Origin of the sequence: Lactobacillus kimbladii (genome assembly GCF_000970755.1) — a bacterium.
Taxonomy (GTDB): Bacteria; Bacillota; Bacilli; order Lactobacillales; family Lactobacillaceae; genus Lactobacillus; species Lactobacillus kimbladii.
The window spans coordinates 1,353,097-1,365,196 of the sequence record NZ_KQ034007.1 but is presented as its reverse complement, the minus strand read 5'-3'; the positions used below and the strand labels follow the sequence as shown (position 1 = coordinate 1,365,196).

Genomic DNA, 12,100 nt, shown 5'->3' with positions numbered 1-12,100 from the left:
GGAATTAAATTGGTAAATAAAAAAGACATCCGTATTTTAGCTTTTGAAAGCTCGTGTGATGAAACTTCAACATCTGTTGTAAAAAATGGCAGAGAAATAGAAAGTTTGATTGTAGCAACTCAAATTAAGAGCCATCAACGTTTTGGGGGTGTTGTTCCTGAGGTTGCTAGTCGTCATCACATTGAGGTTATAACTCAAATTACCAATGAAGCACTAAAAGAAGCAAACGTAACTTGGAAAGATATTGATGCAATTGCTGTCACCTACGGACCGGGTTTAGTTGGGGCACTTTTAATCGGTGTCAGTGCCGCAAAAGCTGCTTCAATGGCTACAGGCATCCCTTTAATTGGCGTCGATCATATTATGGGTCATATAATGGCAGCGCAGTTAAAAGAAGAAATTGCTTATCCAGCATTAGCTTTACAAGTTTCAGGTGGTCATACTGAAATCGTTTTGCTCAAAGATCCGACTCATTTGGAAATTGTTGGTGATACTAGAGATGATGCGGCAGGAGAAGCTTATGACAAGATTGGCCGAGTTTTAGGGGTTAATTATCCGGCCGGTAAAACTATTGATGAATGGGCTCATCAGGGGCAGGATACCTTTGAATTTCCGCGAGCAATGATTAAAGAAGATGATTATGATTTTTCTTTTTCGGGTTTAAAGAGTGCGTTCATTAATACTTGTCACCATGCTGAACAAATTCATCAAGACCTAAATAAATATGATTTGGCTGCTAGTTTCCAAGCTGCAGTAATAGATGTCTTGGCTACCAAAACTATTAGAGCAATTAAGCAATATTCTCCAAAAACTTTTATTATGGGCGGAGGAGTCGCTGCTAATCATGGTTTACGGGACAGAATGAATAGTGAAATAGCTGATCTGCCTCGGAACATACAACCGAAAGTAATTTTGCCAGAGTTAAAGTTGTGTGGCGATAATGCTGCAATGATCGGTGCTGCAGCCTATAACTTGTACCAAGAAGGAAAATTTACTGATCTTACTTTAGATGCTGATCCATCTTTAGAATTACCTTACGCTTCAGAAATGCTGCAATAAAATAAACAATAAAAGAGTCTGTGAAAAAAGTAGATCTGTGATCTTACTAAAAGAGCCGGCGAATCACTAAAAAAGTGGTTTGTCGGCTTTAGTTTTATTAAGTCAAGAGGGCTAGCTTTTCCTAGACCTTTTTTGTCATTATACGTTTTAAGATTAACTATTTTAAACATTAAATTTATGTATCAATTACTGAATGAGCGTGATCAGTCCTTTGATTGAGAAGAAGCAGAGTGAAATCGACTAATTAATGAAGCATATTATCAAAACTCTGAAAAGATTTGAATTTTATCTTATTTTGATAATTTAGTCATAAAAATGACCCCCAAATTTGTTTTAAATTTAGGGGCTACTTCAAAAATCATATATGACATTTTTTAATTTAGTTATCCTACCAGATTATAATAAAGTCAAACAGGTAAAATAGGAAATCAAAAAAATAAGTTCAAGAAATACAAAATTTGATAATCATTTTGATTATGAATTTTATAAAGATGAACTATTAATAAAATTAAAATATAACCAAGTTCTTACAAATAAATAGGGGAAATGTTTAAACTCCTAATCAAAAAAACAATGAAATTGATATAATTCAATGATATCCTGATATAGTATTCTATCATTTCAACTTAATTCACCACTCAAAAGAGGAGACTATGATGCTAACTGTACAAAACCTATCGCTCAAAACCAGGCAGCCAATCCTGCATGATTTTTCTTATCAATTTGCACCCGGTCAATTTTATCAAATTGCTGCAGAAAACGGTTCTGGTAAAACAAGTTTCTTGCGTGCTGTTACGGATCTAATTCCAGCTTCTTCTGGTAAAGTCTTATTAGACGGAAAACCATATGCCAAAAATAAGCGTAAGCTTTTTTTCTTTGAAAGCAATGAATGGTTGAACGTCAATTTAACTAGCCTTGATTACTTAAAATTCGTGAAAAGCCAATGGCATTCTAATGTCGACCTTGATCAAGAACTTGATTTGCTGGGTGTACGTGAGTATGTCAAAGTTCCGATTAAAAAGTATTCGCTTGGAATGAAGCAAAAATTGATTGTGGCCATGTACTTAGTTAGTGACGCTGAATATTACTTGATGGACGAGATCACTAACGGTCTTGATGAAGAAAGTCGCACAGTTCTTTATGAAAGACTAAATGATGAGGTGACTCAGCGTAATAAATGTATTATTCTAACGTCTCACTATAGCAGCGAGATAAAAGTGAATAACTTACACCGGCTTGTTTTACACAAACAAATGATGCACGAGGTAGAACAATGAGCTCATATTTTTCATTGCAACTAAAAAAAGTTACTAAACACAATCTATCAATTATTTCAGTGGTTATTTTATTATTAATTTCTTTTGGCTTATTATACATGAAGTCTACGCAGCTCAGGGGTACTGGTTCTTTAAAAAGAGATGCTCAAGGTCAGATTGCCATGAAAAAGGAAGCCTTACAAGCGGATCGTCAAGCACTCAAACGATATTCACCGCAAGGAAAATCATACAAGGCCGTTGAAAAAGATATCAAACAAACTGAAATAGGATTAAGAAAAGATCAAGCCTTTGTGGATAATATTGACCACAATCACTGGAAACAAGTATATGAGGCCAAATTAAAAAGGGAACAAAAAGGCAGATTGACTGATCTAAGTTCAGATGAAAAAGATGGACATAAAAGTATAATACTGCGTTTAAAATATCTCATAGTTCACCCTATGCCTTATGAAAGCGATAGCGCAGTCACTGGAATACAGTTTCTATTAGATTTGAATGAAAACTATTTGCCCGTCTTATTTAGTTTAGTAACGATTTTTGTTTTGACTTATTTATTTACTGGTTCTTATAAAAATGGTCTTGACATTTCGACTGTCTTGCCAATTAATCGCTTGCAAAGTACCCTGACTAATAATATTGTTGGGCTACTAGTTGTCAGCTTTATTTTTCTTTTACTAAACTTGTTAGTTTTCGGTGGAGCAGCGAGCATTTTTGGTACTGGTCGCAGTGACTATCCTTACATCATTCACCATCTAGTTAGCGACCACTTGGTGCCAGGAATTGTTCCGACCGCCAAATTGTTGCCCCAAGCAGCTATACTGCAGCTCTTAAATTTCATATTTATGATTTTGTTTGTGCAGCTGGCTGCTAAAATCTTTCATAACCAGTTACCGACTCTGTTAGTTTCGCTATTGCTTTTATTAGGCGGTCATTTTATTACAATTTTTATCATTCCGTTGGAGAAGATTGCGCAGTGGCTTCCTGGTAGCTATTTAGGAGCCTTAAATGTTGTATCAAACCAAACAGCCTATGCAATGGATAATTCCGCGATTAACTTTTCAAGTGGTGTGTTTACCTTAATACTAAGTTCTATATTATTATTCTTGCTGGTACTTTTAATTGATGGCATTACAACTATTGCACATAGAAATGGGAGATTGGCATAATGTCCTATTTGGCTTTTCAGCTTAAAAAAGTATTTAAGAATAAGCTAACCCCAGTTTGCTTAGCAATTTTGCTCTTATTGATGGGTATTGTCTTATTCATGAATATTCGTACTAATCCCCAGTTTTCCTTGCAGGCGGGGGCTAAATCAGAGATTGCTTACCGCCAAAAAGAAATTAACCGGCAGCAAAGATTACTTAAACATGATAAACAAAAATCAAAAACTGAAGTTTACCATGATACTAAAGCTGCTATTAAGCAAAACCAAGATGCAGTTAAGCAAGATAAACAAGTTCAAAAAGCGGCAAATAAAGGCAACTGGCGCAAAGCCTACACGATTATGTGGCAACAAAAAAAGCGAGAACAAACTATTACATCAAATGGCCAAGATTCAACAGGCCTTAATTCAAGGACAAACGTAGAGAAAAAATTGCAATTCTTTAACTACTTACGCCATGAGCCTTTGCCTTATGAAAGTCAGGATATGCCAGTAACAGGCTGGCAGTTCTTACTGCAATTAAATCAGCAATATTTGCCTTACGTATTTACTCTTGTTGCTCTGTTTTTATTAACTTTGCTTTTAACTGATTCTTACCATCAAAAGTTAGATACGGCGCAGTTATTACCGCTTGAAAAAAATAATTTAATGATTTCGAATACCATAGCAGGAATAGTCCTGATTCTTGGTGGTTTTTTAGGGATTAACTTAGTATTATTTATTGCAGCGTCCCTTATTTCTGGTACTGGTAGTTTATCCTTCCCTTATATCGTAGGTCAATATACAGTTAGTGGTCCTCTTATTAAATGTGTAACTACTGGCAGCTTTATTATTAAAGTAATTGTATTGCAGGCACTTACCTTGATCTTCGATGTTGTCTTAGTTCAGTTCCTTGCCCGAATTTTTCGTGATAAATTACCAGCATTACTTATCGCTATTCTACTTGTCCCAGGGCTCAACATTGCAACTATGATAGTTGAGCCGTTGCGTAAGATTTGCGTCTGGTTGCCAATGACTTACCTGAATGCAGTTGACATAGTATCAGGCAATTTAGGAATGAATTATCAAAATGTGCAGTTGAACTATACGTCAGGTCTTTTAACGCTGTGCTGTTCAATTTTAATAATTACTATTATGATTTTACTGTCCAGTCATATAAAATATAAAGAATAAAATTTTATATTTCTTAAATCAACGTTTTTACTTTTAATTTAGTATTATCATGATTTTAGATCGTTCATTTGTTTATTTAAATTATGCTTACTCAAAAGTCTTTTAAAACTAAGTGTAAAAATATATAACAAGCAATAACATACTCGTTATTACAAAATGGGAAACTCATTTCATAAGAGTTTCCCATTTTGATTAAATAAATATATACAAATTTAATATTCAATAATATCTTAACTTGCTGTGTAAATTTTATTGCTACAGTATTATATATTCTAATCAGGTAATAAGGTACCTACCATGATAAAGTCAACTAGATTGGTGTGAGTTCTTCTTAAAACTAAAAGATAAAATATTGAGCAAAGGAGTCTGGGAAAAGATAGTTTTTTCCCAGACTCCTTATTATCTCTTAAAAATCTTTGTAGAAAGCAATCAAGTTGTATTTGTCACACGGATTAAAATTACAACTCTCATAAAACCTGCGCGTTTTGACGGTATTTTCTGTCAACAAAACTTTCTGTCTTACAGAATTATATTTCTTTAGCACGCTGTTTATTAATTTCGTACCAATTCCTTGTCTTTGATAAGCAGGATTAACAAGTAAATCTTGGATATAAATGATGGTCAGACCATCACCAACTACTCTGATTAATCCAACTAACTGGTTTTGATCATAAGCGCCAATAGCAAAAAGCGAATTTACAACTGCCTTTTGCAGTTGCCGAGGATTTTGCGTATAGGAACTCCAACCTACGCTTGTGTATAAATTTATAAGTTGTTCCATAGCGATATTTTTGTTAGCTATATATTTCATTTTTATTCCTCCTTAATTAATAATTAAAGAGCAGTGCGTAATTTTTCCATGTGTACCTCTCAATTTATTTTTGATAGAGCCAGTAAAATTATTATCTTTAAGTTTAAACAACTACAATTTTAAAAGCAATAGTATAATGATCTTTTTTGCGTCTGATAATTATTACGTATTTATAAATAAAAAGAAAATTTTATTAATAGTTAATAAAAAAAGCTAGCACTAGCTAGGAATAGAAACGGTAGATAAAAGGCTAGTTAATCTTATTTTGGAGTTGTGTTAACTTAATATATATTATTTTAGTCAAGTTAGTAACATTTTCAGGAGCAACCACTATGTTTATTAATTCATACAATTCAATAAAAAATATTATTTTTGAATTATTAGGTTTACAACTAATACCCACTATGCTAGTATAAATATGAAACCGGTTTCTAAATTTCTTTTAAATGTAAAGGAGAAAAAGTGAAAAATTCTAAACAAATATATCATGTTGAACCTATTTACAAATCCTTTATTTGGGGAGATGAAAAATTAAAAAAATTTTTTAACTTAAAAACTAGTCAGGAAAAAATAGGTACAGTCTATCACGTTATTGGTGTTCCAGGCCATCTAGATAATGTTGTTAAGGAGACAGGAGAACATTTATCTGCCTTTTATAAAAACAATGCTGAACTTTTTGGTGTTAAAAAAGATTATTTTCCCGTACGTATGACAACAACAGTCAATAGTAATTTTCAATCCTACCAATTACATCCAGATGACAAGTATGCTTTTGAACATGAGAATGAGCCAGGTAAAGTTTCTGGAGCAGTTGCACTGACCGAGTCGGATAACGTTAAAGAAATGCTTTTTGGTAATAAAGCAACAAGTCGTCAAAATTTTAGAGAAATGATAGATCGACGAGATTGGGATAATCTTTTTGACAAGATAAAAGTTAAGGAAGGAGATTTTGTTCACACACCTGCTGGTGTCATTCATGGTGGTTATGGTGATGGAAAAATAACTTCAACTTTTGGGACTGATGGGGATATCACTTATAGGTTTTATGACAAGGATAGAAATGATCCTTCCCGCCCATTAAACATAGATGCAGTAGTAGATTGTGCTAACATCCCTGAAATTTCTAATTTGGGTGCTACAAAACCTAGAATTGAGCAAAAGGAAAACATTAAAATTTATCATTATTATGATGTAGCTGGAGAATATACAGCAAAGCGTATTAAGACAATTGATAACTGTACTTATCATTATCCTGGGTTTATTTTCTTTGCATGCGTAGGAGGCTCTGGTTCGATCAATAATATTGATATCAATTTAGGTGAAACAATATTCGTTCCACGAGAATTTGGAAAATTGTATTTTAAAGGTAAACTTGACTTAATAATGATTTCTTATAAAGACTAGAAAATAATTTAATCATGTTGTGTATGTAAAGTTGAGAATTATGTTTGAAAACAAAATAAAAAGTTTATATCCAAAACTAACTCTAAGTGAGACCAAGATCGCAGACTATTTATTAGCTAATTTAGGACATATACCAAATATGTCATCTTTCGAATTAGCTAAAAAGGCAAAAGTCGGGCAAGCAAGTGTGATAAGATTTTCCAAAAAAATCGGTTATTCAAATTTTGGAATGTTAATGAAAGATATTGTTAACTCTAAAACTACGGATGATAGTCCTGAAATAAATTTGGCCGATCCACTTGCTGTGATGCTTGAAAAAATCAAAAGAAACTACTTGAAAAATATTGATTCAGCATATGATAGTATCAATGTTGATTCATTAGAAAAAGCAGCTGAATTACTTAACACAGCTAATAATATTATTTGTTTTGGTCATATGGCTACAGGAGGTATTGCAGAATACCTTGCACAGTCATTAATTGAAGTTGGAAAAAAATCTGTTTTTAATGATTCTTTGTTTAAAACAAAACAAAGTATACGTTTTTGTGATCCCAAAAAAGATGTTGTTGTTTTAATTAGCAAATCAGGCGAAACAACCGAAACAAATGAAATAGCAAAGTTTGCAAATAAAGAGAATATACCGGTTATTAGTATTACTAATTTAGGACAAACTTCTTTAGAAAAACTTTCAACTGTAACCATTAATTTTTTATATGATGCTGTAAGAACAAGACTAACTGCATATACACAGACAGGTGGATTAATTTTTGTAGTTGATGCATTAATTCTTTCTCTTTATAGAGAAGATTATTATAAATATCGAGATAAGTCGAAATCATACAGAAAGTTTACTAGATTTGATAATAAATAAAGAAGAGGGTAGGTATTAATGATTTCACATTATAGAGTAGATATGCGAGTTGTTCACGGACAAACCACTACAATTTTAAAAAAGAAATTTCCTTTAAACTCAATTATAGTGATTGATGATGAGATTGCTAAAGATAAACAAATGATCAGATTATATGCAAATACAGTTTCTGGAGGAATTAAAGTAATTGTTTTAAACACTGAAAGAGGTTTTGCGAATCTCAAAAAAGCCGAAGATTCAAAATTAAACTATTTCATTATTATGAAAACCCCATTGACTATGAAAAAGTTAATACAAATGGGTTATAAATTTAAAGGGGTTGTCACCATTGGACAGCAATTTATTCGGGATGATGCTCCTAGTTACTTAAAATCAGTCGGTAATACTGAGGATGAATGGGAAGCAATTGAATATAGCCATAATCATGGCACAAATATAGTGTTTGATCCATCATGTAAATTTGAAAATATTTCTTATGAAAAAGCAAAAACTGAACATGATAAAGTGATGAATTCTTAAAAAGGGGGGTTTAACATGCTGGCTTTGAGAAGTGCTTTAGTAGCATTGTTTTGTGTATTTTCAGCTAGTGGAAGTGCACCAATAGGTGGTTATCCTTTAAAGTATATTTTGCAACGTCCGTTTATAGGCGGACTAATAGTAGGTATAATTTTTGGCGATATACAAAGAGGAATAATTGTTGGTTGTGCAATGCAGTTAGTGTATATCGGAATGTTTGCAGTCGGTGGTGTCGGAGCAATGGATTTAGGAATAGTTTCATTTCCATGTGTTGCGGTTGCCGTAGCTTCACATATTGATATCAGTGCTGCAATTGCAATTACCACTGCACTCGCTACAGTTTATCAGTCACTTGATTATCTTGTACGTGCAGTTTCTGTACCTTTCGGTGAGGTAATGAAATCTGCTGTAAGGCAACAAAATTGGCATAAATTTAGTTGGGGCTATGTTGGATTGCCAACTATTTTATACATCTTTGAGCGTGGTGTAACTAGTTTTATATTAGTTTATTTTGGTTCTGGCCCAATAAAGGCATTTTTGAACTGGCTCCCGCAAAATATTATGAATTCTTTCTCTGCTTTAGGTATGGTTTTACCAGCAATTGGTATGGCCGCTTTAATGGTTTTTCTTGTTAATGATGGCTGGGGAATTATTTTCTTCATTTTAGGCTTTGCAATGAATCAATATTTGAAGTTGACACCTATGGGTATGTTATTTCCAGCCATAGTAATTGCCTATTTATACTATCGAACTATTAACAACAGTTCAAAACCTGCTTCTGAAAACGATAATGATGTATCCGAGAGCGATGATAGGATTTATGGAGAGGAGGACATTTTATAATGACTAAAACTATTAGAACTACACCTCTAACTGAGAAAGAAAAAAATAAATTGTTTACCAGATACATGCTTTTTGGTGCTGTAGGTGTTGACCCTGTCTATTTACAAGGAAAGTCTTGGCCTTGGTGGCTAATGCCTTTTTATAGAAAATATTATAAAGGAAAAGAGCTTAGCGAAAATTTACTCCGGCATTTTACTTGGTACAATACTGAACCGATTCTTGGTTCAATCATATTTGGTATTGTTTTAGGTATGGAAGAAAGAAAAGCAATCCATCAAGACATTAGTGGTGAAACAATTACAGCTATAAAGTCAAGTTTGATGGGTCCTGTTGCTGGAATAGGTGATAGTTTAATTCAAGGTACTCTCATCCCAATATTAATAACGCTTGTTATTGCGGTTTCAGGTAAAAGCGGTAGCATCCTTGGACCTGTCCTTTACATTATCATATTACTATCTATCATTCTTACACTGGCATATGGACTATTTAAACAGGGATTTAAATTGGGAAAAGATGCTATAGATTATTTTGGTAAAGTAGGTATTAACAAGATAACAAACTCTATAGCAGTTTTTGGTTTAATTATTGTTGGAACACTTGCCTCTTCAATGGTAAAAATCCCTTTAAAAATATCTTATTATAACGGTAATAAAAAAGTTCTTTTATCGGATACGCTGAATGGTATTTTTCCAAATATAATTGCGCTATTAGTTATTCTTTTGTTTTATTGGTTATTAAAGAAGAAAAACTTAAAGATGCAAAGTCTTTTTTACATTGTTATGGTTGTCACTATAGTGATTTCTTTAGTTGGAATAATCTAATTTTGAATTAGGAGAAGGACTATATGGAAGATTGGTTAATGATAATAATTGTCGTGCTATTATTTCTTTATATATTGCTTATAGTTTTAAAGAGTTTTAATAAGCGCAAAAAATATCTTCAAATGCAGTCCCAAGTAAAAATTGGTGAACAAGTTTTGTTTTCCAACGGCTTAGTAGGTCAAATTAAAAATTTAAACAAAGAAAAAGCAACAATAGAATGTGGTAATGCCGATTTGGAAGTTGATCGCGCGTCAATACAAATGATACTTAAAAGAAGATAAGTAAAAAGTATTTTTTCAGATAGGTTAAACATTAGTTAGATTATAAAAGGTGATTTCATGAAAGAAGCTTTAATTGTTGGTGCAGGACTAAGTGGCAGGGGCATGCTGGGTGAAATGTACAATTCTGATAATTTTGACATTACATTTGCTGATACAAACTCTGAACTTATAGATGGATTAAAAAAACAGGGATATTACACAGTGAAAATGACTGATATTAAATCTGGAGTATTTAAAAAAAGTACCATTTCACATTTTCACACTCTTGATGTTCTGAGGGATCACGATAAATATATTCAAAAGCTCGCAACAACAAAATATATTTCTAGTGCATTAATGCCAGAAGACTTTGAACTTTTTGCAAAAAATATAGCTGAAGCAATAGAATACAGAAACAAACACAGTATTAATAATAAAATATATATAACTTTAGGAGCTAATTATGTCGGTTTAAGACAATTGGTGATTACTTTAATAAGAAAATATTTAAAAGATAACGAATATGATTGTGAAAAACAAAATGTTTTTTTAATCATGAGTATTGTTAATCGCAAAAACTTGATGCCGGAAGAGAAGGAAAAAACTTCAGACAAATATCAAGTTGTTGGTGATAATAAATCTGTATTAAGAGTGGACAATAATAAAAGCCTGAGTGAAGAAAAGGATCTGCCTAACTTTTTTGTTTTGGAAAATAATCTTGATGCTGCAATGGCAGTTAAAATATGGACCGGAAATGTTGTTCAGTGCTCTATGGCCTTTGTTGCTCTTTCAAAAGGTATGCAATTTACTGATGAAGCGGCAAACGATGAACAGGCATCAAAGTATGCGTACTATGCCTCAAAAGAAGCTTTTGCTGGAGTTCAAAAGGAATACAATTTAAATCCAAGAACAGATGAAGAAACAAAATACACAGTAAATATCTTTAAGAGTAAAGATTTCCGCGATAGTCTTTTTCGTATAACCAGAGAGCCATTACGTAAGTTTAAACATAATGACAGATTTATTGGGCCCGCGCTGTGTGCTTTAAAACATGGTATTTTACCCTTCTACATTACAAAATGTTTAGCTTACGGATTTATATACAAAAATGAAAATGAACCAGATACACTAAAAGTTCAGAATAAAATTAAAAACGAGGGGATAGATAACGCTATAACGGAATTTTGTGGGCTTAATATGAAAGACGAAAAAGAAAAATTAGTACATGACCTCATCTTGAACAACTATCTCGAATTAGTTAAATGTGATTTGTAAAGGAAGGCTTTTAGTTGAAGAACAAAATCATCTTAGTCTCTCACGGCGATTTGGCAAAAGGAATGAAAAACTCTGTAAATATGATTATTGGTAATACAGATAATTGTGTTGATTTTTGCTTGCAACCCGGAGAAAGTAATATTGAATTAGCAAATAAAGTTGAAGACTATATTAAGAAAAGTGGTAAAAACGTTTATATTATAGTAGCTGATTTACTTGGAGGAAGTGTATCAAATGCTGTTTCAAGACTTAATGAAATAAACGATGTGTTTCTGATTAACGGCATGAATAGCGGATTAGTAATTTCATTGTTATTAGAAAGCGAAAAATTAAACGAACAAAAAATTCAGAATATAGTTGAAGAAAGCAAAAAAGGAATTGGCTTAGCAAGACTTTCTGACGATAATATTAGTAATGAATCTGATATCATTTAGATTTTAAAAGCTTTAACATTTAGTGAATAATTCTCAATATAAAATTTTGAATATTAAAAGAGCTAAAAGATTGAAGTTAACCCCTAGAATTGGACGTTAACATTAATTCATGTTTGCTAAGGCCGTATTCCGATATTCAATCGGGGTGCGGCCTTTTAGCGTGTGCCTGATTCTAGCTTGATTGTAGTATTTAA

General features: G+C 32.6%; 13 protein-coding genes. 12 read left to right on the top strand and 1 reads right to left on the bottom strand.

The window, feature by feature from the left end; translation table 11 throughout:
* Window positions 1–9: 9 nt before the first annotated feature.
* The 4 genes from tsaD to JF75_RS06780 all read left to right on the top strand — a co-directional run bounded on the left by tsaD (window position 10) and on the right by JF75_RS06780 (window position 4,671).
* The gene (tsaD, locus tag JF75_RS06795; protein WP_046332959.1) at window positions 10–1,059 is read left to right on the top strand and encodes a tRNA (adenosine(37)-N6)-threonylcarbamoyltransferase complex transferase subunit TsaD; all 1,050 of its coding nucleotides are present in this window, start codon (window positions 10–12) and stop codon (window positions 1,057–1,059) included.
* A gap of 653 nt (window positions 1,060–1,712) precedes the next feature.
* The gene (locus JF75_RS06790) at window positions 1,713–2,336 is read left to right on the top strand and encodes an ABC transporter ATP-binding protein (protein WP_245190716.1); all 624 of its coding nucleotides are present in this window, start codon (window positions 1,713–1,715) and stop codon (window positions 2,334–2,336) included.
* Window positions 2,333–3,502, top strand: coding sequence for a hypothetical protein (locus JF75_RS06785; protein ID WP_046332397.1), 1,170 nt, complete (start codon window positions 2,333–2,335; stop codon window positions 3,500–3,502). The genes JF75_RS06790 and JF75_RS06785 overlap by 4 nt, the downstream gene beginning before the upstream one ends.
* Window positions 3,502–4,671 carry a hypothetical protein gene (locus tag JF75_RS06780; RefSeq protein ID WP_046332396.1) on the top strand — a complete coding sequence of 390 codons (1,170 nt, stop codon included), beginning with the start codon at window positions 3,502–3,504 and terminating at the stop codon, window positions 4,669–4,671. Before JF75_RS06785 ends, JF75_RS06780 begins: the two co-directional genes overlap by 1 nt.
* A 406-nt stretch (window positions 4,672–5,077) precedes the next feature.
* Here the strand turns inward: JF75_RS06780 and JF75_RS06775 are convergent, their stop codons facing one another.
* Window positions 5,078–5,482, bottom strand: a complete 405-nt coding sequence (locus tag JF75_RS06775) for a GNAT family N-acetyltransferase (protein ID WP_046332395.1) — start codon at window positions 5,480–5,482, stop codon at window positions 5,078–5,080.
* 462 nt (window positions 5,483–5,944) lie between these two features.
* Here JF75_RS06775 and JF75_RS06770 point away from each other — a divergent pair, with 462 nt between their 5' ends.
* Genes JF75_RS06770 through JF75_RS06735 form a run of 8 tightly spaced genes read left to right on the top strand, consistent with a single transcriptional unit; the run spans window position 5,945 to window position 11,906 of the window.
* Window positions 5,945–6,886: a cupin domain-containing protein gene (locus JF75_RS06770; protein WP_046332394.1), complete on the top strand. Its 942-nt coding sequence runs from the start codon at window positions 5,945–5,947 to the stop codon at window positions 6,884–6,886.
* Window positions 6,887–6,926: 40 nt separating this feature from the next.
* Window positions 6,927–7,757: a MurR/RpiR family transcriptional regulator gene (locus tag JF75_RS06765; protein ID WP_046332393.1), complete on the top strand. Its 831-nt coding sequence runs from the start codon at window positions 6,927–6,929 to the stop codon at window positions 7,755–7,757.
* A gap of 18 nt (window positions 7,758–7,775) precedes the next feature.
* Window positions 7,776–8,276 (top strand): PTS sugar transporter subunit IIB, encoded by a 501-nt coding sequence (locus JF75_RS06760; protein ID WP_046332392.1) that lies wholly within the window; start codon window positions 7,776–7,778, stop codon window positions 8,274–8,276.
* A 15-nt stretch (window positions 8,277–8,291) separates the two neighbouring features.
* On the top strand, window positions 8,292–9,116 hold the full coding sequence (locus JF75_RS06755; RefSeq protein ID WP_046332391.1) for a PTS sugar transporter subunit IIC: 825 nt from the start codon (window positions 8,292–8,294) through the stop codon (window positions 9,114–9,116).
* The gene (locus JF75_RS06750) at window positions 9,116–9,937 is read left to right on the top strand and encodes a PTS system mannose/fructose/sorbose family transporter subunit IID (protein WP_046332390.1); all 822 of its coding nucleotides are present in this window, start codon (window positions 9,116–9,118) and stop codon (window positions 9,935–9,937) included. The genes JF75_RS06755 and JF75_RS06750 overlap by 1 nt, the downstream gene beginning before the upstream one ends.
* A gap of 23 nt (window positions 9,938–9,960) precedes the next feature.
* Window positions 9,961–10,218: a preprotein translocase subunit YajC gene (locus tag JF75_RS06745; RefSeq protein ID WP_046332389.1), complete on the top strand. Its 258-nt coding sequence runs from the start codon at window positions 9,961–9,963 to the stop codon at window positions 10,216–10,218.
* Between the two features lie 57 nt (window positions 10,219–10,275).
* Entirely contained in the window at window positions 10,276–11,472 is a 1,197-nt protein-coding gene (locus JF75_RS06740; RefSeq protein ID WP_046332388.1) for a mannitol dehydrogenase family protein, read from the top strand.
* Window positions 11,473–11,486: 14 nt separating this feature from the next.
* On the top strand, window positions 11,487–11,906 hold the full coding sequence (locus JF75_RS06735; protein ID WP_052726880.1) for a PTS sugar transporter subunit IIA: 420 nt from the start codon (window positions 11,487–11,489) through the stop codon (window positions 11,904–11,906).
* The last annotated feature ends 194 nt before the right edge of the window (window positions 11,907–12,100 follow it).